This is a genomic window from Stenotrophomonas sp. 86156_Sma (genome assembly GCF_056481625.1).
Window position 1 is genome coordinate 1,470,060 of the sequence record NZ_CM151157.1, and the last position, 22,572, is coordinate 1,492,631.

General features: G+C 67.0%; 23 protein-coding genes. 4 read left to right on the forward strand and 19 right to left on the reverse strand.

Annotation, left to right across the window (positions count from 1 at the left end; genetic code table 11):
- Nucleotides 1–258: 258 nt before the first annotated feature.
- Nucleotides 259–2,481 carry a methyl-accepting chemotaxis protein gene (locus ACZK33_RS06865; RefSeq protein ID WP_121503890.1) on the forward strand — a complete coding sequence of 741 codons (2,223 nt, stop codon included), beginning with the start codon at nucleotides 259–261 and terminating at the stop codon, nucleotides 2,479–2,481.
- Between the two features lie 166 nt (nucleotides 2,482–2,647).
- Entirely contained in the window at nucleotides 2,648–3,016 is a 369-nt protein-coding gene (locus ACZK33_RS06870; RefSeq protein WP_032127541.1) for a glycine zipper 2TM domain-containing protein, read from the forward strand.
- A 127-nt stretch (nucleotides 3,017–3,143) separates the two neighbouring features.
- Here ACZK33_RS06870 and ACZK33_RS06875 read toward each other — a convergent pair whose 3' ends face one another.
- The 5 genes from ACZK33_RS06875 to ACZK33_RS06895 form a co-directional block, all read right to left on the reverse strand.
- Nucleotides 3,144–4,271: an ABC transporter permease gene (locus tag ACZK33_RS06875; protein ID WP_071228493.1), complete on the reverse strand. Its 1,128-nt coding sequence runs from the start codon at nucleotides 4,269–4,271 to the stop codon at nucleotides 3,144–3,146.
- Nucleotides 4,268–5,455 carry an ABC transporter permease gene (locus ACZK33_RS06880; protein ID WP_423174405.1) on the reverse strand — a complete coding sequence of 396 codons (1,188 nt, stop codon included), beginning with the start codon at nucleotides 5,453–5,455 and terminating at the stop codon, nucleotides 4,268–4,270. Before ACZK33_RS06880 ends, ACZK33_RS06875 begins: the two co-directional genes overlap by 4 nt.
- Nucleotides 5,440–6,453 (reverse strand): HlyD family secretion protein, encoded by a 1,014-nt coding sequence (locus ACZK33_RS06885; protein ID WP_032127538.1) that lies wholly within the window; start codon nucleotides 6,451–6,453, stop codon nucleotides 5,440–5,442. The genes ACZK33_RS06880 and ACZK33_RS06885 overlap by 16 nt, the downstream gene beginning before the upstream one ends.
- The gene (locus ACZK33_RS06890; RefSeq protein WP_329810596.1) at nucleotides 6,446–7,846 is read right to left on the reverse strand and encodes a TolC family protein; all 1,401 of its coding nucleotides are present in this window, start codon (nucleotides 7,844–7,846) and stop codon (nucleotides 6,446–6,448) included. Before ACZK33_RS06890 ends, ACZK33_RS06885 begins: the two co-directional genes overlap by 8 nt.
- 78 nt (nucleotides 7,847–7,924) lie before the next feature.
- On the reverse strand, nucleotides 7,925–8,818 hold the full coding sequence (locus tag ACZK33_RS06895) for a LysR family transcriptional regulator ArgP (protein ID WP_478454288.1): 894 nt from the start codon (nucleotides 8,816–8,818) through the stop codon (nucleotides 7,925–7,927).
- A gap of 106 nt (nucleotides 8,819–8,924) precedes the next feature.
- Here ACZK33_RS06895 and ACZK33_RS06900 point away from each other — a divergent pair, with 106 nt between their 5' ends.
- On the forward strand, nucleotides 8,925–9,545 hold the full coding sequence (locus tag ACZK33_RS06900) for a LysE/ArgO family amino acid transporter (protein ID WP_049424508.1): 621 nt from the start codon (nucleotides 8,925–8,927) through the stop codon (nucleotides 9,543–9,545).
- A gap of 175 nt (nucleotides 9,546–9,720) precedes the next feature.
- Nucleotides 9,721–10,389 carry a hypothetical protein gene (locus ACZK33_RS06905; protein ID WP_032127534.1) on the forward strand — a complete coding sequence of 223 codons (669 nt, stop codon included), beginning with the start codon at nucleotides 9,721–9,723 and terminating at the stop codon, nucleotides 10,387–10,389.
- Here the strand turns inward: ACZK33_RS06905 and map are convergent.
- The 14 genes from map to ACZK33_RS06975 form a co-directional block, all read right to left on the reverse strand.
- A complete protein-coding gene (map, locus tag ACZK33_RS06910; protein ID WP_329893125.1) occupies nucleotides 10,386–11,168 on the reverse strand; it encodes a type I methionyl aminopeptidase in 783 nt (260 codons plus the stop codon). The two genes, ACZK33_RS06905 and map, sit on opposite strands and share 4 nt — an antisense overlap.
- Before the next feature lie 10 nt (nucleotides 11,169–11,178).
- Nucleotides 11,179–11,391, reverse strand: a complete 213-nt coding sequence (locus tag ACZK33_RS06915) for a ParD-like family protein (RefSeq protein WP_005412680.1) — start codon at nucleotides 11,389–11,391, stop codon at nucleotides 11,179–11,181.
- A gap of 68 nt (nucleotides 11,392–11,459) precedes the next feature.
- Nucleotides 11,460–11,819: a bleomycin resistance protein gene (locus ACZK33_RS06920; protein WP_329914402.1), complete on the reverse strand. Its 360-nt coding sequence runs from the start codon at nucleotides 11,817–11,819 to the stop codon at nucleotides 11,460–11,462.
- Between the two features lie 206 nt (nucleotides 11,820–12,025).
- Entirely contained in the window at nucleotides 12,026–12,910 is an 885-nt protein-coding gene (locus ACZK33_RS06925) for a hypothetical protein (protein ID WP_329914404.1), read from the reverse strand.
- Nucleotides 12,911–12,913: 3 nt separating this feature from the next.
- Nucleotides 12,914–13,978 (reverse strand): GNAT family N-acetyltransferase, encoded by a 1,065-nt coding sequence (locus ACZK33_RS06930; RefSeq protein ID WP_336684175.1) that lies wholly within the window; start codon nucleotides 13,976–13,978, stop codon nucleotides 12,914–12,916.
- A gap of 29 nt (nucleotides 13,979–14,007) precedes the next feature.
- On the reverse strand, nucleotides 14,008–15,408 hold the full coding sequence (locus ACZK33_RS06935; RefSeq protein ID WP_032127529.1) for an aspartate aminotransferase family protein: 1,401 nt from the start codon (nucleotides 15,406–15,408) through the stop codon (nucleotides 14,008–14,010).
- Nucleotides 15,409–15,470: 62 nt separating this feature from the next.
- Nucleotides 15,471–16,187, reverse strand: coding sequence for an MtnX-like HAD-IB family phosphatase (locus ACZK33_RS06940; RefSeq protein WP_032127528.1), 717 nt, complete (start codon nucleotides 16,185–16,187; stop codon nucleotides 15,471–15,473).
- Between the two features lie 174 nt (nucleotides 16,188–16,361).
- Nucleotides 16,362–17,564, reverse strand: a complete 1,203-nt coding sequence (locus ACZK33_RS06945; RefSeq protein WP_336684177.1) for a DegT/DnrJ/EryC1/StrS family aminotransferase — start codon at nucleotides 17,562–17,564, stop codon at nucleotides 16,362–16,364.
- 10 nt (nucleotides 17,565–17,574) lie between these two features.
- On the reverse strand, nucleotides 17,575–17,973 hold the full coding sequence (locus ACZK33_RS06950) for a DMT family transporter (RefSeq protein WP_125894491.1): 399 nt from the start codon (nucleotides 17,971–17,973) through the stop codon (nucleotides 17,575–17,577).
- On the reverse strand, nucleotides 17,970–18,329 hold the full coding sequence (locus tag ACZK33_RS06955; RefSeq protein ID WP_012479558.1) for an EamA family transporter: 360 nt from the start codon (nucleotides 18,327–18,329) through the stop codon (nucleotides 17,970–17,972). Before ACZK33_RS06955 ends, ACZK33_RS06950 begins: the two co-directional genes overlap by 4 nt.
- 1 nt (nucleotide 18,330) lies before the next feature.
- Nucleotides 18,331–19,167 (reverse strand): alpha/beta hydrolase, encoded by an 837-nt coding sequence (locus ACZK33_RS06960; protein WP_423174407.1) that lies wholly within the window; start codon nucleotides 19,165–19,167, stop codon nucleotides 18,331–18,333.
- Nucleotides 19,168–19,246: 79 nt separating this feature from the next.
- Nucleotides 19,247–20,626 (reverse strand): sensor histidine kinase, encoded by a 1,380-nt coding sequence (locus tag ACZK33_RS06965; RefSeq protein WP_005412674.1) that lies wholly within the window; start codon nucleotides 20,624–20,626, stop codon nucleotides 19,247–19,249.
- Nucleotides 20,623–21,306, reverse strand: a complete 684-nt coding sequence (locus ACZK33_RS06970; RefSeq protein WP_121503880.1) for a response regulator — start codon at nucleotides 21,304–21,306, stop codon at nucleotides 20,623–20,625. Before ACZK33_RS06970 ends, ACZK33_RS06965 begins: the two co-directional genes overlap by 4 nt.
- 134 nt (nucleotides 21,307–21,440) lie before the next feature.
- Nucleotides 21,441–22,568 (reverse strand): metallophosphoesterase, encoded by a 1,128-nt coding sequence (locus tag ACZK33_RS06975; protein ID WP_032127525.1) that lies wholly within the window; start codon nucleotides 22,566–22,568, stop codon nucleotides 21,441–21,443.
- Nucleotides 22,569–22,572: the final 4 nt, after the last annotated feature.

Sequence of the window (22,572 nt, forward strand, 5' to 3'; positions counted from 1 at the left end):
GCGACGGTTGTGTCCGGCGCAGATAATCCGGGCCGCCCTGGATGGGGCGGCGTTATTATGGTGTTAATCCTGCGTGATTTTCATCGGGCGCTGGCGTGTCAGCGCTATTCGATAAGGATATGGCGCCATTATCGGTCGCCGCATTTTCTGACTTCCTGCACAGTTCCATATATTTGGATCGGTCCATATATAAAGTCCCGTAAAGTTTCCCTCCGCTGCGCCGCCATCGAACGTACGGCCACGATCAAGGGAATTGAGATGCTTGCCTTACGTAATCTCCGTGTGGGATCCCGGCTTGGCGCCGGCTTCGGTCTGCTGCTGCTGTTCATCATGGCCATCGTCGGCCTGGTGCTGTATGGGAATCAGCTGAAATCCGCCCAGTTCGAGAAAGTGGTGGACGTCAACATGGTGAAGATGCGCCTGTTGAATGACATGCTTGATACCAACAACGCGGTGCTGATGCATCGTCGCCTGATGGTGATCAAGCGGGGTGACGAGTTCGACAAGGATTACCAACGTGCCCAGGAGTTGTCGCGGACCTATGACGGTATCTGGGCCAAGTACATCAAGATTCCGCGTGACGCTACCGGCGATACCCTGGTCGCGCGCATCGAGGCGGCCCGCAAGGCCACCGATGCATCAACCCAGCAATTGCATGAGCGCATGAAGGCGGGGGATTTCGATGGTGCAGCGAAGGAGCTGCTGGCCGAGCACGGATTGGCAACGGCCTGGAATGAATCCATTTCGGCCCTGCTGCGCCACCAGGAAACACTGACCGAACGCAGCCGCGAAGAGTACCGCGCAACCGAATCGTGGACCGGCACGCTGTCGATCGCGTTCGGGGCACTGAGCCTGTTGCTGGGGACATTGGCGGCCTGGGCGATCACCCGCAGCCTGACCCGCCCGCTGGAAGGAGCGGTGAAGCTGGCCGACGGCATCGCCAGTGGCCGCCTGGACAGCAGCATCGACGCCACCGGCAACGACGAGGTGACCCAGCTGCTGAAGTCGATGCAGCGCATGCAGGCACAGCTGCAGTCGGTGATGGCGGCACAGGGCGAGCTGGCCCGCCAGCACGATGCCGGCAGCCTCAGCTACCGCATGGACGAGAGCGCGTTCCCCGGTGACTACGGGCGCATGGTGCATGAGACCAATGCGCTGGTTGGATCGCACGTGCAGGTACAGAACCGGCTGATCGAGGTGATGAAACACTACGCACGCGGCGATCTGTCGGTGGACATGGACCCGCTGCCCGGCGAGAAGGCGGCGATCACCCAGGCGATGGACGAAACCAAGTCCAGCCTGTCGGCGATCAACAGCGAGATCCGCCGGTTGGCGACAGCGGCTGCGGCAGGCGACTTCAGCCTGCGCGGCGACGAAGATCGCTTCGCCTATGATTTCCGCGACATGGTGGCCGGGCTCAACCGCCTGATGCAGACCACCGACGAGAACCTGGTGCAGGTGTCGACCCTGCTGCAGGCCATCTCGCGCGGCGACCTGACCGTGCGCATGCAGGGTGATTTCCATGGCGTGTTCGCGCGCATGCGTGATGACTGCAACGCCACGGTCGACCAGCTCAAGCAGATCGTCGGCCGCATCCAGTCCAGCGCCTCCAGCATCAATCTGGCCGCAGGTGAAATCGCTTCGGGCAACACCGACCTGTCGCGGCGTACCGAACAGCAGGCGGCAAACCTGGAAGAAACGGCAGCATCGATGGAGGAACTGACCTCCACCGTGAAGCAGAATGCCGAGCATGCACGGCAGGCCAACCAATTGGCCATCGGCGCGCATGGTGTTGCTTCCCAGGGCGGTGAAGTGGTGGGCCAGGTGGTCACCACGATGTCGGCCATCGAGGCATCGTCGAAGAAGATCGCCGAAATCATCTCGGTCATCGATGGCATCGCCTTCCAGACCAATATCCTCGCGCTGAACGCGGCGGTCGAAGCTGCGCGTGCCGGCGAGCAGGGCAGGGGCTTTGCAGTGGTGGCCAGCGAAGTGCGTACGCTGGCACAGCGCTCGGCCGGTGCGGCCAAGGAGATCAAGGGCCTGATCGAGGATTCGGTCGGCAAGGTCGCCGACGGCTCGGCGCTGGTCCGCCAGGCGGGCACCACGATGGGCGAGATCGTGGCCTCGGTGCAGCGCGTGACCGACATCATGGCCGATATCTCTGCTGCCTCCCAGGAGCAGAGCTCGGGCATCGAACAGGTCAACCAGGCGGTGGTGCAGATGGATGAGACCACGCAGCAGAATGCGGCGCTGGTCGAAGAAGCCAGTGCTGCAGCGCGCTCGATGGAGGAGCAGGCCAACCTGCTGGCCGAGGCGGTTTCGGTGTTCCGCACGGGGGCGGTGACCGCCGCCGCCGCGGTGCGCCCGGCGCTGGCTGCCGTGGCGGCATCGGTTGCGCCGGTACGCCGGCCCGCGGTGCTGTCGCCGCGGATCGAGCCGACGCTGGCTGCCAATGCGGGTGGCTGGGAAGAGTTCTAGCAAGGCAGCACGCCGGCAGGGAGACGGCGCCCATCGCGACGGCTGGTCGCGATGGGCGCGGATTTTCTTCCTGAACGTGCGATGGCCGATGAAGTGGCGGACACGCGCATTTCACTTCCGGTTGCCAACCGCGGGAGGACACTGGCGCCATACCGGAACTCAGGAGATGGCCATGAAGACCTCGACCCGATTGCTTGTGCTGGGCACCCTGCTGGCAGCTTCGTCGGTGGCCGGCGCGCAGACCTATGGCCCGCGCGATGAGGGACGCAAGTTCAACGACGGCAGCCGCGTGGTCTGCAAGAACGTGGAAGTGCAGCGCAACTCGCGCGATCCGAACCGCATCACGGGTACCGCTACCGGCGCGGTGATCGGTGGCCTGCTCGGCAACCAGGTAGGTGGCGGCAACGGCAAGAAGCTGGCCACCGTGGCAGGCGCCGTTGCCGGTGGTGCGGCCGGTCGCCAGATCCAGGGCAACAGCCAGCAGAAGAACGGCGACCGCGTGGTGGAACGTCGCTGCGAACGCGTCTACCGCTGATCGATCACAGCCAGACCCCGCTTCCCCTTCCACACCGCAGTACTCGAACGCCGGCCCAGCGCCGGCGTTCGTCGTTACGGAAAAAGGGGACGGAGGGGATTAAGTCGTAATTCCCCAAACCGGCCGCTTACGACTTAATCCCCTCCGTCCCCTTTTTTGCGAGGAGGCGCCAGCTGGCGAGGCTGCCGTAGAGCAGCAGCAGGGCAGTGAGGGTGACCAGTTCGTGGCTGACTTCGGCCAGGCGGGCGTCCATCTGGTTCAGGCGCACCATCAGGTTGATGCCCGAGGTGGTCGGCAGAAGCTGCGCCAGCCAGACCAGCGGTTGTGGCGTCATCACCGCCGGCCACGACAGGTTGGCGAGGAAGAACAGCGGGATCGAGGTGGCGATGATGTACTGGAAGGCGCGTTCGCGGGTTCGGAAGAAACTGCCGACGAACAGGCCGAAGGCCACTGTGGCGGCGATGAACAAGGTGCCGCCGAGCAGCTGGCCCAATGGGTTGCCGCCGCGCGGATAGTCCTGCACCCAGGCGGTGAAGCCGGCGTAGTAGAACAGGCCGAACAGGCCGATCAGGCCGAAGCCCAGTGCCATGCCGGCCAGCGTCGGCAGGTCGAAGCGCAGGCGCCGGCCGAGCGCGAGACGACGGCCGCCAAGCAGGACGCCGATGCCCATCAGCAGCGTCTGGTGCACGATCAGCTCGGCCACGCCGGGCACGATGGCGCTGCCATAGCCTTCCTGGGTGTTGTACAGCGGGCGCTGCACCAGCGTGACCGGTGGTGCCTGCGGTGCGCCCATGAAGGCGGCCTGGCCGACCACGGCATCACGTCCGAACGCGCCCAGTGCATCGGCCACGCTGCCCAGCACCCAACTGGCACGGCCCAGGTAGGCGCCGTTGCCGAGCAGCACCAGCTTGGCCGGATGGCCGCGCAGGATGTCGCGCTCCAGGTTGGCCGGGATCAGCACGATGCCTTCGGCGTGGCCGGCTTCCAGCTGCTGGCGCGCGCTGTCGATGTCTGCCGGTTGCCCGACCACGCGCGCAACACGGAGTGCATCGAGCTTGCGCAGCAGCTCGCGGCTGGTCGCGCTGTGGTCTTCATCCACCACCAGTACCGGCAGGTTGCCGGCCACCTGGTGGCGATACGCGGCCGGGTAGAAGAACGAGTACAGGATTACCGCGCCGACCATCACTACGATCGCATAGCGGTCGCACAGCACCGCCATCAGGGTCTGCCGCAGGCTGCGCCAGAGTGCGCTCATGCGTCGGCCCCCGCCGGTTGCGCGGCTTCGGGCTTACGCGCGAAGGCGATCAGGCGCAGCCCACCGATGCCGCCAGCCACCACTGACATCAGCAGCAACGTGGCCAGCGGCCATACCGAAACCTGCAGCGGCGAACCGATGAACTGTTGCTGGGTCTGCAGCTTGATATAGGCGCTGAGCGGCAGCAGCTGATGCCAGATGCGGGTGAATAACGGCCCGTCCAGCACCGGGAAGGTGGCGCTGGAAAATGCCAGTGCAGTACCGATGCTGAGGCCGACCGCGGACAGCGCGGTACCCATGTCGCGGGTGACGCCGACGAAGAACAGCGCGTAGGCGGCAGTAGCCAGGTAGAACAGGGGTTGTGCGAGCAGCAGCAGGAGCACGCTGCCGGCCACACTGTCGCCGCGCAGCCAGGCCAGGTAACCGATGCCGAGCGCGCCATACAGCGAGAACAGCAGGACGTACGGCGCGACCTTGCCGGCAATCGCCGGCCACGGTGTGCGGCCCAGCCAGGCGGACAGGCTGCCGTCGCGGATTTCTCGACCGAGGCTGCCGGCCACCGCAAGTGCCAGTACCAGTGACAGCACCGCTGGGAAGATCAGCGGCAGCAGGAACAGCTCGTAGCTGCGCGCCGGGTTGTACAGGATGTCCGACTGCACCGCGATCGGTGCCGCACGCAGCTTGCCCGGGCCGACCTGCAGGCCGATGCGCTCGCGCAGCAGGCGTGCGTTCCAGGCCGAGACCGCGTCGCCGATATCGCGCGCCGCGGACTGGCCGGTGGTCATGTAGGTGGCGTTGTAATAGGCGAACACCGTGCCCTGGCGTCCACGCAACGCCTGCCGGGTGACATCGCGCGGCACCAGTACGATGGCGAATACATCCAGCCGACGCAGCTGCGAACGTGCATCTTGCATGTCCGCAGGCTGGCTGGCGATGCGCACGCCGGGGCTGGCATCGAGCATGCGCAGCAGCAGGCGGCTGTCGCTGCTGTGGTCGAGGTCGACCACGGCGATCGGGATGTCGCGCATCACCGAGGGCGTGAACATCCACGCCATCACGGCCAGCATCAGCAGCGGCAGCAGGGTGACCAGCAGCAGGTCGGCGCGGTTGCCGCGCAGCGACCGCAGCTCGCGCCGCCAGCTGGCGGCGAAGCTGCTGCTGTCGGGGCTCAGTGCTGGGGCCATGCGAACAGCACGCTCATGCCGGGGCGGAAGCCCTCGATGCGGCGTACCGGGCGCACCCGCACCTCGAAGCTGCGGACGTCGTAGCCGGACGACTGGCGGGTGGTCCGCCAGGTCGCATAGTCACCGGCCGGATTGATGAAATAAACCTCGAACTCGCCGTCCTGGCCAAGCGCCGGCACGCTGCCCTGCAGCTTGCTGCCGACCTTTAGGCCCTGCATCTGCGATTCGCGCAGGTTCATCGCCACCCACATGCGGTCGATGTCGACCAGGGTGAACACCGGGTAGCCGGCCGGCACCAGTTCGCCGGGGTCGGCCATGCGCTTGTTGATCTCGCCGGCCACCGGCGCGCGCCCTTCCACTTCGACACGCGCGGCGTTGACTTCGGCCACCGCGCCCTGTGCCTGCTGCACCTGGCCCTGCGCGGCACGCTTGTCCTGCTCGCGTGCGCCGGCCAAGGCCATGTCGTACTGCGCGCGGGCGGCACGCGCCAGTTCGCGCGAACTGGTGGCCTGGGCATGCGCTTCATCGCGCTTCTGCCGGGTCATCACCCCTTCGTTGAACAGGTTCTGCACGCGCTGGTAGGTGGCTTCAGCCAGCGTCGCACCGGCTTCAGCCCGCTTCCAGTTCGCTTCGGCGGCGCGGATGTCCTCGCTGCGCGCACCTTCGTCGGCCTTGTCGGCCACCGCCTGTGCGGCGGCCAATGCGCCGTGCGCCTGCTGTTCCTTGGCGGCCACTTCGGGGCTGTCGAGCAGGAACAGCACCTGCCCGGGCTGCACGCGGTCGCCCTCGCGCACCTTCAGTTCGGCCACGCGCGCGGTGATCTTGGCGGCCACGTTGATGGTGTCGGCATCGGCCATGCCCTGGATCTGGTCGGCCGGACTGCGCCAGGCCAGCCACAGGCCGAGCACCACCACGACCAGCAGCACCACTATCAGGATCGGGCCCAGGCGGCGCTTGGCCGGGGGCGTCGTTGCATCGTCGTGCAGCACATCACTCATGGTCGATCACCTCGTCCGCACGCCGCCGGAACTCTTCGAAACGGTCCATCTGTCCACTGACCTCCAGCAACTGTGCCAGCGCAATATCGTATTGGTAGGCGGCCTGTGCGCGCTCGACACGGGCGCCGCCGAGGCCGAGCCGCGCGTCGATCACATCCAGCGAAGTCGCCTGGCCTTCGCGGAACGCCAGCTCCTGCAGGCGCAGGTTTTCCTGTGCCTGGGCGATGCTGCTGTCGAGCAGCACGTACTGCTGGCGCGCGGTTTCCAGCTCGTTCCATGCCTTGCGCACGCCCAGGGCGACCTGGTTCTCGGCCTCGCGCAGGCCCGCTTCGGCCTGGTCCTGCTGCGCACGCGCGGCGCTGATCTGCGCCGGCCGCGAGTTCGGCGACAGGAAGGTGTACTTCAGGCCGATGCCGAATGCCCAGTCCGGATCGGTCAACATCTCGTCACGGCGGCGGAAGTCGTACTGGCCGAAGGCGAAGATCTGTGGCTTCAGCTTGGCCTGCTGCACGCGCACGCCCTGTTCGGCCTGTGCCACCATCGCCCGCAGGCGTGCGATCTGCGGCTGGCGTGCCTGCGCAGTGCGCTCGAAGCTGGCGACCGGTTCCAATGGCACGCGCTGCACGAACAGCGGCGACACCGGCTGTACCTCGCCACCACTGCGCAGCAGCGTGGCCAGCGCCGCCTTCAGCGTGGCCAGGTCGTTCACCGTTTTCTGGTATTCGCGCTCGGCCTTGTCGCGGGCCACGGTGGCCTGCAGGCGCTGGGCGCGGGTGGCGAAGCCCTCGCGTTCCAGCTTCTCTGCGTCGGACAGGTGGCGGTTCAGGCCATCGCGTACGTCGCGCCGCACATCCACTGCCTGCTCGGCCAGGCGCTGGCCGAAATAGGCCTGGGCCAGCTGCACGGTCAGCGATTGGCGCTGAGCCTCGCGCTCGGCGCTGGCCTGCTCGTGGGCAGCGCTGGCGGCACGTTGCGCGGCCGGAATCACGCCGCCGGTGTACAACGGCAGCACCGCCGTCACCACCGGGCGGGTACGCCAGTCGCGTTCGGTGAACGACAGCGGCGAGTCGATGCCATAGGCCTCGGCCACCGGTGCCAGCGAACCCAGTGGCAGGGTGAGGGTCTTCTGGAACTGCAGGCGGCGCACTTCGCCGGTGATCTCCGGCAGGCGCAGCAGGCGGGTGGCGTCCTGCAGGTCCTGCTTGTTGCGTACCGCTGCATCGGCGGCGGCCAGTGCATCGGAGACCTGCTCCAGGCGCTGCCGCGCCTGTTCCCAGTCCAATGCGGGTGCATCGGTGAGAGTCTGCGCCGCTGCAGCCAGTGGCAGGCAGGCTGCCAGCGCCAGCGCGGCCCTCGCGCCGTGCATCCTTGTACGTCGGCCGATCACGCCCATGCCGTCCCAGTGGTGAAGAAGTGCGCAAACGGTAGTGCGCACGGCGTGAAGCCCGGGTCTGCGGTCATTGGATTGTCCTCATCGTAGGGTGCCGCTGGCCGCAGTGCGCAGCGCCTGGGTGATGTGCTGCAGCGTGCTTGAGCGTACGGCGGCATGCTGCCAGTACAACGGCACATCGAGCCAGCGGCGGGGTTCCAGTACCACCACGCGGCCCGCGCGCACGGCGGGCGCGACCAGGGTTTCCGGGGCCATGCCCCAGCCGAGTCCGCACGCAGCGGCTTCGACGAAACCGGTGGAGGAGGGCAGGTAGTGTAGCGGTGGCTGCAGGCGGGCGCGGGTCAGGCGCCGCACGAAGCGCCATTGCAGTTCATCCTTGCGGTTGAACACCAGCATCGGTGCGCGCGCCAGTGCCGCAGCCTGCATGCCGTCGCTGAAGTACTGGCGGGCGAAGCCGGGCGAGGCGACAGCGTGGTAGCGCATCGCGCCGAGCGGGTGCACGTTGCAGCCTTTCACCGGCTGGCTTTCGGCGGTGACCGCGCCGAGCACGCTGCCATCGCGCAGCAGCTGCAGGGTGTGATCCTGGTCGTCCATGCGCAGGTCGAACAGGTAGCCATGGCGCTGGTGCAGTTCGGCGATGGCCGGCACGAACCAGGTATCAAGCGAGTCGTCGTTGACCGCCAGGGGGATCGGCGTGCGCGCAGCGTCGCTGCCACGCTCGGGCAGCAGCTCGGCCAATGCCTCGGCCTCCAGCGCCTGCATCGGCCGGACCCGGCGCAGCAGCGCTTCGCCTGCGGCGGTGGGCCGGCACGGTGCCTGACGTACCACCAGTACCTGGCCGAGCCTGTCCTCCAGCGCCTTGATCGGTTGCGACAGGGCCGACGGGCTGATCGACAGGCGGCGTGCCGCGGCGTCGAAGCTGCCTTCTTCCAGCACCGCAGCAAACGCGGCCAGTTGCGGATGTACCAGATCCATGCCGGTGCCTCTTCAGTTTTCCTGCACAGGATAAAGAAAAATCAGATTGTCTAAACAGGGTCAGCGGCCGCACCCTGCGCGTCCTCTCGCTGCCTGGCCTGTCCTGATGTGGATCGCCGCTACCGCCGCCGGCCTGTTCGCAGGTGCCGGCCTGATCATCGCCATCGGTGCGCAGAACGCCTTCGTGCTGCGCCAGGGCCTGCAGCAGCGCCATGTGGGCAGGGTGGTGCTGGCCTGTGCCGGCGCGGACATCGTGCTGATCCTGGCCGGCGTCGGCGGCATGGGCGCGCTGGTGCTGCAGTGGCCGCTGCTGCTGCAGGTGCTGCGCTTCGGTGGTGCGGGCTTCCTGCTCTGGTATGGCCTGCAGGCGGGGCTGCGCGCACGGCGCGGTGGCAGTGCGCTGGCCGCCGCCGAGGCGCAGGGCGGCAGCGGACGGCAGGTACTGCTGACCTGCCTGGCCTTCACCCTGCTCAACCCGCACGTCTATCTGGATACCGTGGTGCTGCTGGGCAGTCTGTCCACGCGTTACCCGGGCGATCTGCGCTGGGCCTTCGCCGCCGGTGCCTGCATTGCCAGTGTGGTCTGGTTCTGCACGCTGGGCTATGGCGCGCGCCTGTTGCAGCCGGTGTTCCGCAGGCCGGGCGCCTGGCGTGTGCTGGATGCAGGCGTGGCGATCTTCATGTTCTGCCTGGCGACGTTGTTGCTGCTGCGTCCTTTATCGCCATGAGTGCGTGACGTACGCCGGTGTTGCGTATGTGTTCCACCGGTACGGTTCACGTGGCCGGATACAGCGCGGATAATGCGTGCCTGGTCGCGACCCCGCCGCGCATGCCGTCGTTCGGCAGCCCCCCGGTCGCCTGTGTTCTCGTTGTACGACCGCCACGGCGCGGCATCGGTGTTGCATGAAAGACAATCTACAGCTGCTCCTGTCCCACCTGGGGCGCACCTTCCTGTTCGGCCTGATGATGGCGCTTCCGCCTGCGTTGGCCTGGCTCGACATCCATTGGCTGGGCAATGCAGTCGGCGAGTGGTCGCTGGTCGAACTGACCCAGGAAGGCTTCCTGGTCGCCAGCGTGGCTGCCTTCGTCCGGCTTGCATTGCGACGTGCCGATGATCGGGCCTTTGCCGTTCTGGCGGCCGCGCTGTTCGCCTGCATGCTCCTGCGTGAAATGGATGAGGCGCTGGACCTGATCGCACACGGCTTCTGGAAGTACCCGGTGGCCGTGCTGATCATCGGTTCACTGGCCTGGGCCAGCCGCGACTGGCGCCGGGCCATGCCGGCGCTGGTGCGTTTTCTCGTATCCCGGCCGGGTACCGTGATGACGATCGGCCTGGTTCTGCTGCTGTTCTATTCGCGTCTGATCGGCATGACGTCGTTGTGGACCGGACTGCTGGGTGACCAGTACATCCGCGTGTTCAAGAACACCATCGAGGAGACCACCGAACTCCTTGGTTACACCTTCATTCTCGCAGCCAGCGTCGGCTATGTGGCACAGCGGGTACGCGAACCGCTGACGGCGCGGAAGCGCGCCGTGCACGAGGGTGCCGGGATGCAGCAACGGCCACTCTAGGCGGCATCCACCGCGCATAACGGCGTCTCGCCGGGGCGCAGGGTCAGCACGCGCACGCCATTGCGAGTGACCGCCACAGTGTGCTCGAACTGCGCCGACAGCTTGCCGTCGCGGGTGTACACCGGCCATTCGTCCGGCTGCTGGCGGATGGCCGGCTTGCCCTGGTTGAGCATCGGCTCGATGGTGAACACCATGCCTTCTTCCAGCACCATGCCGGTATTGGGATGGCCGTAGTGCAGGATCTGCGGTTCCTCGTGCATCTCCTGGCCGATGCCGTGGCCGCAGTATTCCTTCACCACGCTGTAGCCGTGGCTGCGCGCGTGGCGGGCGATGGCGTGGCCGATGTCGCCCAGGCGCGCACCAGGACGCACGGCGGCAATGCCTTTCCACATCGCCTGGTAGGTGGTCTGCACCAGCCTGCGCGCGGCGTAGTCGACCTCACCGACCCGGTAGGTGGTGCTGGAGTCGGCGATGTAGCCGTTCTTCTCCAGGGTGATGTCGAGGTTGACGATCTGGCCGTTGCGCAGCACGTCGGTGGTGCTGGGTACGCCGTGGCAGATCACGTTGTCGATCGAGGTATTGAGCACGTACGGGAAGCCGTACTGGCCCTTGCTGGCCGGCCTCGCCTGCAGCTCATCAACGATCATGCGTTCGACGAAATCGTTGATCTCCATGGTGCTTCGGCCCTGCAGCGGCAGCTGGTCGAGTGCGGCGAACACCTCCGCCAGCAGGCGGCCGGATTCGGCCATCAGCGCGATCTCGTCGGGGCGCTTGATGATGCCCATCGGCTCAGACCTGGCCCGGCGGCAGCAACGGGGGCTGCACGCCGGCCGCGCGCAGCTCGCTGGCGACGATGTCCTGGAAGCTCAGCGTGGGGTTCAGCTCGCACAGCATGCCGACCCGGATCCAGAAGTTGGCCTGGGCGTTGATCGAGCGGCTGGAGACGGTACAGGCACGGCGCAGCTGGTCGTGCAGGGTGTCATCGATGTTGACGATGCCCATGGGCGGTCCCGAAGGAGTGGATATACGAAGCGTATATGATTCGTATATTCGACTCAAGGCCGCCCGGTTCAGCTCGCGTCGGTGGCGAAGCGCAGGCGGTTGCCGTCGGGGTCACGCAGCAGCATCTCGCGGCTGCCCCATTCGGTGTCATGCGGCGGTTGCTCGATCGGCACGTTGGCGGCGCTGAAGGCGCGGTGCAGGGCGTCGACGTCCTCGACGATGAAGTACACCGCGCCGCCGACCTCGCAGTCGCCGCTGTGTTCGGTGAGGAAGATCGTCTGGCCGTCGCGGGTGAGCTGGGCGAACAGCGGAAAGCCGGGTTCGAAGCGGTGTTCCCAGTCAACCACGAAGCCTAGTCCCTGCACGTAGAACGGCAGGGTGGAGTCGGCGTGGCGCATGCGCAGCTGGGGGATGACGGTCTGGGCCATGGCGAGGGCTCCTGGGGCAGGCGTCCAGTGTAGTGCCGGCCGCTGGCCGGCATCCCCGTGAGCCCGGGAACAATGAGGTTGCCGGCCAGCGGCCGGCACGACCGACGCTGCCTGGGTCTGGTAGTTGCCAACCTTGGTTGGCATTGCCGGCCAGCGGCCGGCACTACCGAAGCCACGCCGGCCAGCGGCCGGCATGACCGACGCGGTCAGCAGGCGGTCGGCACCGCGGCCATCGCCGCCAGCAGCTCGCGGTTCACCTGCTGGTGCCGCGCCTGCCACAGCGGTAGATCCCCGGCGCTGACGTCAGGCTGGCCATCCAGCGACGACAGCCAGCGTTTGAAGCGGCTCTGGTAGTTGGCCAGCGACACTTCGCCGGTGATGTCACTGCCGGCCAGGCCGCCGGCGCGCAGCGCTTCGATCACCACCAGTGCGTGTTCCAGCTGGAAGCGGCCCTGGTCCCAGTTGCTGCGGGCCACGTCCTCGGCAAACACATCCTTGTCGATCGACAGGTAGGTCGGCTGCGGCGACTTGGCCTGCTCGGCAGCGAACGCAGCCACCAGCGCTTCGGGATGCTCGAAACGGCGGAAGGCGTGGCCCATGCCGAGACGATGCCCCCAGCTCACGTCCACGTCCATGCACCAGTACGTCAGCCGGCCGCTCATCAGCGGGCGCCAGTGGTTCTCCCAGGCATGGCCGAGGCCGATGTCGCTGGAGGTGATGCCGAGCACGTGGATGTGCGAGATCTGCGGCAGCTTGCTGGCGGCGTTCACCCACGACCCGCAGTGCATGCCGAACGGGAAGCGCATGTTGTCCGGATGGTTGTCCAGCACCACCAGCTGGAACGGCGCCTGCATGCGCATGCGCTGCAGCAGCGGCAGGCTGAGGTGGTGGAAGTCGCCACTGCCGAGCATCACCGTGCCGAGCTGGGCCGGCAGCGGTGCCAGCACTTCAGCGGCGAAACGGTCGAGGGTGGCATTGCGGCAGGCGAAGCGCAGTGGATCGTGCCATTGCGGCAGGGCCAGGGTTTGCGCCTGGGGCAGCGGCAGCACGCCACCGTCCAGGTCCAGGATCAGCGGGGAACGCAATGGCATCGCTCAGCCGCCTCCGTCCGGTTCGCCCTGCAGGTACGGGGCCAGCCTGCGCAGGGCTGCACGCAGCAGCGGGGAACGGGCGTGGATCGCATGCCGGGTGGAGGTGAAGCTGGCACCCAGTTCGGCCTTGATCCGCGAATCGGTCCAGCCGGCCACGTAGTGGCTCAGGCCGTGCTGCAGCGCGTATTCGAGGTTGTGCATCCAGCTGACCGCGTACAGGTTGTGCTCGCGCGACTGCGGGTAGGCCAGGCCGATGTACTTGTCCACCAGCTTGCCCGCATGCACGTAACACAGGTTCCAGCCGATCAGCTGGCCCTGGTGGCGGTACAGGAACATCCGTCCCTGGCCCTGGGTATCGGCCAGAAGATGCTGGAAGTAAGGCAGATCGAGCTGGTCGAAATGCACCGCGCTCTGCGCGTACACGCCCAGGTACAAGGCATACAGTTCGGCCTGGAGCTGCGGGTCGGCCAGGGCCGGATCGCCGGTGGCGATGCAGTCGATCTGCAGGTCGTCGCGCGAGCGCAGCTTGCGCCGGATGTTCTTGCGGCGCGAAGACGACAGGCGGCCGAGATAGTCATCGATCGAATCGAAATCGATCGCCACCCAGGCCAGCGGCATGCCTTCCAGTTCGACGAAGCCGCGTGCCAGCAATGCCTGCAGGAAGGCACCGCTGTGTGCGTTGGCCGCGTCGTCCAGCAGCGGCGAATCGATCGCCAGGTCCTTGACCACCAGCAGCCGGGTATCGCCGATCGCGTGACGCGTCACGTCCTCGGCCAATGCTTCTGGTGCGACGTGCGCGGGCAGCGGAGTGTACTCGGTGCTGGTGGCACCGACGAAGCGGGTCTTCCAGGTGATCCACGGCCGCCACAGGCGCGACAGCGGCAGGCCAAGCAGCTTGCCGCGCAGGTCGTCGTCCATGGTGGTGGTCAGATCCAGCGGCGCACGGAAGGTCGGCAGGCCGCTCGGAAGGCGGCCTGCCTCGAACCCGAGCGGCGGGTGGGCCAGGAAGCCCTCCAGCAGCGCGGCCGGTTCCAGCGCGGTGCTGGACGCGCGTGACGTCATTTCCATCGGCACGGGAACCGGCAGCGCATCGGACCTCAGCCCTTGGCCTTGGTCAGCGCCTGGTCAAGCAGGGTGATCGCCAGGTCGATCTCTTCGTAGCTGATGTCCAGCGACGGCGCGAAGGTGATCACGTTCTTGTACCAGCCACCCACGTCGAGCACGAGGCCCATGCGCTTGCCGTCGTGCAGCAGGTCACCGGCCAGGCCGATGTCGACCATGCGGTCCAGCAGTTCCTTGTTCGGCGTGTAGCCGTCGGTCTGGCAGATTTCCGCGCGCAGGGCCAGGCCCAGGCCGTCGACGTCGCCGATTTCCGGGTGGCGCTTCTGCAGGCCACGCAGGCCATCGAGGAAGTACGCGCCCTTTTCCGGCACGGTGCGCTCGTAATCCATTTCCTTGCCCAGCTTCAGCACTTCCAGGCCCAGGCGGGTGCCCAGCGGGTTGGAGTTGAAGGTGGAGTGGGTGGAGCCCGGCGGGAACACGGTCGGGTTGATCAGCTCTTCGCGCGCCCACAGGCCCGACAGCGGGTTCAGGCCGTTGGTCAGCGCCTTGCCGAACACCAGCACGTCCGGGGTCACGCCGAAGTGCTCGATGGCCCACAGCTTGCCGGTGCGCCAGAAGCCCATCTGGATTTCATCGACGACCATCAGGATGCCGTACTTGTCCAGCACGCGCTTGAGGCCGGTGAAGAAGTTGCGCGGCGGGATGACGTAGCCGCCGGTGCCCTGGATCGGCTCGACATAGAACGCGGCGTACTCCGCCTGGCCGACCTTGGGATCCCACACGCCGTTGTATTCGCTTTCGAACAGGCGCTCGAACTGCCACACGCAGTGGTCGGAATACTCTTCCGGGGTCATGCCCTTCGGGCGACGGAAGGGGTACGGGAACGGAATGAACATCGCGCGCTCGCCGAAATGGCCGTAGCGGCGGCGGTAGCGGTAGCTGGAGGTGATCGACGACGCACCCAGGGTACGGCCGTGGTAACCACCCTCGAAGGCGAACATCAGGCTCTTGCCGCCACGCGCGTTGCGCACGATCTTCAGTGAGTCTTCAATGGCCTGCGCGCCGCCGACGTTGAAATGCACGCGGCCGTCGAGGCCGAACTTCTCGTGCATGTCCACGGCAATGGTCTTGGCCAGCTGTACGCGGGTCGGGTGCAGGTACTGGCTGGCGACCTGCGGCAGGGTGTCGATCTGGTCCTTCAGCGCGTCGTTCAGGCGCTTGTTGCTGTAGCCGAAGTTGCAGGCCGAGTACCACATCTGCAGGTCGAGGTAGGGCACGCCCGCACCGTCGAACATGTAGCTGCCTTCGCCGCGCTGGAAGATCTTCGGCGGGTCGACGTAGTGGACGGTATCGCCGAAGGAGCTGTAACGGGCTTCGTCGGCCAGCAGCTGCGCGTCGGAGGCGGCGGCGTCGGCGTTCTTGTCAAAAATGTTCATGCAGTTCGGTTCCGTGAAGGACGTTCGAAAGAGGTAGCGGGGGCGTGCTTGGAAGGGAGTGCTCAGGCGGTGGCCAGCAGCAGGGGCAGTACGGCGGGCTGCGGGCTGGCGTCGATACGACGTGGCTGCAGCAGGCTGCCATCGAGCAAGCGCGGCAGCAGTGCGATTGCATCGTGGAAGGTATCGATGGCGGCATGCTCGATGCCGGCATGGGTGCAATGGGTGATCAGGCGACGCTTGGCGAACACGAAGTCGGCATCTTCGGAGACGCAGAAATCCGAACTGCCATCGCCGATCATCAGCACACGCGGTGCTTCGTTGGCGCGCGCCTGCGCAGCGCAGGTGCACTTGCAGGTGCCGCTGCGGCAGCCTTCGGCCTGGTAGGGCGATTCCAGTTCCCAGTGGTCATCGCACCAGCGCAGGTGGTTGGCCACCACCGGCAGTCGCGACAGGCCGTGGTTGGCGAGGATGCGGTGGATCGCATGGTCCAGGCCGTCACTGACGATGCGCAGCGGCACGCCCAGCTGTTCGGCACGGCTGACAAAGGCGGCAAAGCCCGGATCGATCTGCACCTGGTCCAGGTGGGCGTCGAGCGTGGCCGGGTCCAGCTTCAGCAGCCTGACCTGGCCCTGCATGCATTCGCGCGAGCCGATCTTTCCCGCTTTCCACTGGTCTTCCAGTTCCTGCCAGCCCGGCTGGCCGTATTTCTCCAGCAGCGAGTCGATGACATCTTCGAGGCTGATGGTGCCGTCGAAGTCACACAGAATGCTCCAGTGCATGGGCAGGTCCGTCGATGAAAGGAACGTCCGGCGCGATGCCGGGGCAGGCTCAATGTAGGCAGGCAGCCTTTCTCGTTCCTTTCCTGTTGAAAGCCTGCATTGCAGGGCGCGGAAAGCGTTCAGGAAGGTGCATGGATGAATGCGTGAGGCGCACTCCATCCGTGCGTCCTGGCGTCACGCGCGGGCCAGTGCCCGCAGTATTTCGGCGGTCTCTTCACGGGTCTGCCAGGCGCTGTTGCCGAGGGTCAGCATGCGTGCGGCGAAGTCGCGTGCGTTGGGCATGTCGTCCTGCGGCACGATGCCGCGCAGGTAGGCATAGCCGGGCAGGGCATGGATGAACATGCGGCTGGCGCCAAGCCCGCGTGGCCACAAGTCCTTCAGTACTGCATCGCGGGCGCGTTGGCTGGGCAGCAGCAGCATCAACAGTGGCCAGGTGCCACCGCTACCGGCCAGCCCATCGACCACCTCAACGGCAGGCAGCTGTGCCAGCTGCACCCGCAGCTGCAACGCACGCAGCCGACCGGCCTGAAGGAATGCCGGCAAGCGCCGCGCGGCATGCGCGCCGATGTTCTGCCGCCACTGGCTGACCCGGTGCTGCGGGATATCCAGCGGGAAAATGTCACCGACCGCATCTTCCAGATCGCCACGCTGAAGCGCATTGCGCAGTGGATTGCCATACACCAGTGGCAGCAGCGAAGGGCGATAGCAGGCAGCAAGGCCCAGCAACTGCACGCTCCGCAGCAGCTCCCAGCGCAGGCTGGAGCGAACGTGCTGGACGGCATGTTCGGCCAGCGCAGCACGCAGTTCGTCATCGCGGCTGACCAGCAGGCCGCCTTCATGCAGGCTCAGGCCCTTGCCGGCGGCCAGGCTGAAGAATCCGATATCGCCGCGCATGCCGACACTGCTGTTGCCGACCCGTGCGCCGAGTGCCTGCGCGGCATCTTCGATCACCCAGGTGCCGGCGTTGCGGGCGACTTCGCAGGCCAGCTCGACATCGGCAATGCGCCCGCCCAGGTGGGTGGGCAGGATCGCCAGCGTGCGCGCATCGGCCAGCCGCTTGAGCTGGCCGGGGTCGAAGTCGAAATGACCGCGCCGGGTATCGCACAACTGCACGCGCAGGCCCAGGCTGTGCACCGCGATCGGCACCAGCGGGCAGGTATAGGCCGGCATGATCACGGTGTCGCGCTTTGGCGCACGCTTGCGCAGCGTGCGCAGGGCGATCAGCAGCGCGTGCGTGCCGGAACAGGTCAGCTGCAGCGGCGGTGTGCCGAGCTGGCTGGCCAGGATGTCACGCAGGTCGCCGCCACCGGGAAGGAAATCGCTGGCCTGCATCGGCAGGCCGGCGGTTGGTGGCAGTTCGCGCGCGAACAGGCTCATCGCAGCGCGCTCACGGGGTGCTTTCGGCAGGGCTGTGCGGGTCGTGCGCCTCGGCGCGGCCGAGGCAGACGATGCCGGCCACGATCAGTACCGCACCGAGCAGATGGTGCAGGGTCAGCGGCTCGTTCAACAGCCACGCCGACAGCAGCAGTACGCTGATCACTTCCAGGTGCGAGGCAGCAAAGGCGGGACCGATCGGCGCATGGCGCAGCAGGCTCATCCAGGTGAAGAATGCACCCACGTAGCCGAGGATGGCGCCGTAAACCCACGGCTGCGACAGCACGCGCAGCAGCCAGGCGGTGTTGGCCTCGACCGGCAACGCGGCGTCACCGGCGTACTTGAAGCACAGCTGGGCCAGCGTGTCGAAAGCCATCAGCAGCGGGAAGCCGATCACATACAGGCGCCTCATGAGCCGGCCCCCACCACGGCTACGCCGGCGGTGACCAGCAGCATGCCGGTCACCCGCAGCGGCGTGAGTTTCTCGCGGAACAGGAAACGGCCGGCGATCATCAGCGCGACGATGTTGATCGAGCCCAGCAGTACGCCCTTGGACAGCGGCACCAGCGACAGGAACGCGATCCAGGCGACGAACTCAAGCACGTAGCAGGCGATGCCGATCCACAGCCAGGGACGGCTGAGCATGTGTTTCCAGCGCTGCAGTCCTTCGCCCTCCTGCGGATCGCTGGCGGCGGCCTTGAAGGCGAGCTGGCCACCGGTATCGAGTACCACATTGGCCAGCCACAGCAGCGTGGCAAGTGCCCCCATGTCAGGCCACCGCCTTGAGCACGCCCGTGCGTTCACCGATTTCGGTGAAGAAGCGCGCGCTGCGGCGGATCACATCGCGGCGTTCGCGGTCGATGGTGATCATGTGGTAACTGTCTTCCAGCACCACCAGTTCCTTCGGGCCGCTGACCCTCGACATCACCAGCTCGGCGTTGCTCATGCTGGCCACGTCATCCTCGCGGGCGTGCATCACCAGGCACGGCGCGGTGACCTGGTGCAGGTGGCGCCGGGTCCAGTTGCTCAGGGTGCGCATTTCGGCCAGGGCGTGCCAGGGGTTGCCCGGCAGGCCGGCGGCGGCGCTGTCGCCGGACAGCATGGCGGCACTGACTTGTGCACGCAGGCGCTCGTCACGCAGGCCGTACGGCGGTTCTTCCATGAACATGCGGTCGCGGCCGATGTTGAAGCGCTTGAACCACGGCAGCAGGAACGAGAAGCGGGCCACGGCGGGGATGTTCCAGCCGTCATAGCGGAAGGTGGCGCCGTATACGCCAACCCCGGACACCCACTCGGGGCGACGTGCAGCCAGTGCCAGCGACAGCACCGCGCCCATCGACAGGCCGCCGACGAACAGCTGGTCGACCTTGCCGCGGAGGGTTGCCGCCGCATCTTCCACGCCCTGGTACCACTGTTCCCAGGTGGTCGCCAGCAGGTCATCCACGCTGCCGCAATGGCCGGGCAGCTGCACGCCGTGCACGGTGAAACCGGCGTTGTTCAGCCCTTTGCCCAGCATGCGCATTTCCGCCGGGGTGCCGGTCAGGCCATGGACCAGCAGCACGCCCTGTGGGCCACCGGGGAGGAAGAAGTCGTGCGATTCGGTCACCTGGCGGCTCCGGGACGGCAGTGGGGATGGCAGGATCGCAAGCGCGATTTTCGCCAGCCTTTCAGCGCCCCGGGCCGGGTCAGGGCGCCTTCAGCAGCGGCAGCGTGATGGCGACTTTCAGTCCGCCACCTGGGCGGTTCAGGAAGCTCAGGCGGCCGCCGAAGTGCTCCACCGCCTCGTGCGCGATGGCCAGGCCGAGGCCGGTGCCGCTGGCAGCGGTGCCCGGCGCCCGGAAGAAGCGCTCGCCCAGCCGTGGCATCACGTCGTCGGGCACACCAGGGCCGTTGTCTTCCACATACAGTTCGACATCATTGTCGTCCAGCGCGTGCACGCCCACCGTGACGGTTGCATTGCGGCCGGCATAACGCAGGGCGTTGTCGATCAGGTTGTCCAGCGCTTCCTGCAGCATGGCGCCGTTGCCGAGTACACGCAGCGGATGGGGACTGCCGCGGTAGCCCAGATCGATGCCATCGCGGATCGCCTCCGGTACGCGCATGCCGACCCACTGCGGTACCAGCTCGCACAGGTCCAGTGCCTCCACGGTATCGGGCACGGTCTGCGCCCGGCTCAGGGCCAGCAGCTGGGTGCTGACCCGGGCGGTGCGCTGGTTGAGCCGGCGGATGTGCTGCAGCGCCTCGCGCACTGTATCGGGGTCGCCATGTGCCAGTGCCTGGTCCACATGCAGGGCCATGCCCGCCAGCGGCGAACGCAGCTGGTGCGCGGCATCGGCGATGAAACGGTTCTGCAGGGTGATCATTTCCGCCTGGCGGGCAAACAGATCATCGATGGTGCTGATCAGTGGCTGGATCTCCTCTGGCACGTCGGCATCGGAGATCGGCGCCAGTTCGCCGCGGCGCTGGGCCAGGCGGGTCCTCAGCGGGGTCAGGATACGCAGGCCATAGGTCACGCCGAACCAGACCAGCGCTGCGGTACCCAGCGCCAGCATGGTCATCAGCGGGATGATGATCATCAGGATCTCGCGCGCACGCTGCCGGCGGTCGGCCATGCTCTCGGCCACGGTCACCGCCAGCTGGTCCTGCGGATCGTTCATCGCCTGCGTACAGACGGTGGCCATGCGCACCTGCTGGCCATTGAGGTTGCCGTCGTACAGCGCCGGATGCACGCCGGTGCAGTCCTGCGAAGGGGCGTACGGGCTGAAGTCTGCATTGCCGCTGAGCGTACCCATGCGGCTGCTGTCGACGTTGAAGTAGCGATGGCCGTCGGGGTCGTACTCGATCAGGAAGCGCGCCTGCGGAGACAGGTCGCTGGTCACCGGCATGGTGCTCAGCATCTGCGCGAACGAATGCGTGTCGTCGATCAGGTTGCGGTCGTGGATGCGGTTGGAATAGTCCAGCGCAACGTAGTAGGCCAGGATCGTGTTGAAGGTGAGCAGGCCCAGCATCGGCAACGCCAGGAAGGCGAGCAGGCGCCGGCGCAGGCTGGGTGGGCCACTGATCACGGTGTGCTTTCGTCCTGCGCGTCTTCCAGCATGTAGCCCAGCCCGCGCACGGTGCGGATGCCCATGCCGCCGGGCTGCAGCTTGCGGCGCAGGCGGTGCAGGGCGATGTCCAGGCCGTTGTCGGTGAGGTCCTGGCCCCAGTCGCACAGCGCCTCCACCAGTTGCGCGCGCGACACGATGCGCTCGGCGCGTACCGCCAGTGCCGACAGCAGGCCGAACTCGCGCGCGGTCAGTTCCAGCGACTGGTCGTCGATCCACACCCGGTGCCCGGCCAGATCGATACGCAGGCGGCCGATGCGCAGGTCCGGGTTGCCATTGCTGGTGACCCGCCGCAGCTGCGCACGCACGCGTGCTTCGAACTCGTCCAGCGCGAACGGCTTGACCAGGTAGTCATCGGCGCCCAGGTCGAGCACGCGCACGCGCTCGGCCAGGCCGTCGCGGGCGGTCACCACCAGCACCGCCAGGCCATCGCCGCGCTGACGCAGGCGCTGCAGCACATCGCGGCCATCCAGCTGAGGCAGGCCCAGGTCCAGCACCAGCAATGCGTACTGGGTCGAGCCCAGTGCCGCGTCGGCGTGCGCGCCGTTGTCGACGTGGTCAACCACGTGCCCCTGCCGGCGCAGCGAGGCGCACAGGCCGGAGGCGATATCCGGGTCGTCTTCAGCAATCAGAACGCGCATGCGCGGGGGCTCCTGTAACGGTCAGGCCCACCGGATGGACGGGGTGGGCCTCTCTCGGCTGCCGAGGGTAGCCGCAAACCGGGTGAAGGTGGAGCGCGCCGCCGCCGCCCGGTGCCGTCGCGCTGTCCCTTCATTCAGTCCTGCAGGCCCGGCTCACCCGGCGCCAACGGCACCCGCGAGCCATCCAGCAGGCCACGGCTGAGCCTGCCATTTTCGATGAACAGCAGTTCGCCGTTCTCGCCGTTCTTGATGCTGCTGTCGATGGCGATCACGCGGTCGCCATGGAAGCTGCTGACGTGTGGCATCGAGGTGTGGCCGACCACGATGCGTTTGAGCTGCAGGCGGTCGAGTACGGTCTGCACCCCCGCGGTGTCGAGGCGGCCATCGAAGTAGCCGCGGTACCAGATCGGGCTGGTCTTGCCGTCATACAGCGGTGCGGTGGCCGGGTCGGCCTTTACTTCGGCCTTTGGCAGGCCCAGTGACGCCTGGTAGGCCGCATTGGTGCGCGCCGGTTCCAGCGCCAGCTGCACTGCCTCGGGCGAAATGCCGCCGTGCAGGAACAGGGTGTCGCCGATCTTCAGCAGCACCGGGCGGGTGCGCAGCCACTGCCCGATCACCGAATCGGCACCGTACAGCTGCGGGTAGCTGCGGCCGAGCAGCTGCGCGCTGCGCAGGTACTTCGGGTTGACGTAGCGCAGGTCGTCGTACAGCACCATGGTTTCGTGGTTGCCGAGCACGAAGTGCACCGCGCCGCCGGCGGCGGCCGCCTGCTGCTGCAGGCCATACAGCAGCCAGAAGGCCTCGGTCACCTGCGGGCCGCGGTCGAACACATCGCCGGCGATGACCAGCGTGTCCTTGCCCAGCGCCCAGCGATCCTGGGCATCGATGACCTGGTGGGCGCGCAGCAGGCGCACCAGCAGCCCGTACTGGCCATGGATGTCGGACAGCGCAACGATGCGCGGCACGGCCGGCAGCACGGAAACCGAAGGCGCATTCGGGGCAGCCACGTGCACCGTGTGCTCGTAGCCGCAGCGCGGGGCGATGTCGGTACCTGCGGCCTGCGTGGCAAGCGTGTGCGACTCGACCTTGTCGTCGCAGATCCATTTGGCCTGCAGCTGGTCGCCCTGGCGGAACACATAGGGGCCATCGGCCTGCACGTGGTCGGCGGGCGCGGCAACCTCGCGGGCCTGCGTGGTTGCTGTGGCGCAGGCCAGCAGCGGCAACAGCAAGGCGGTCAGCAGGGAAGGGCGATCGCGCGACATCGGC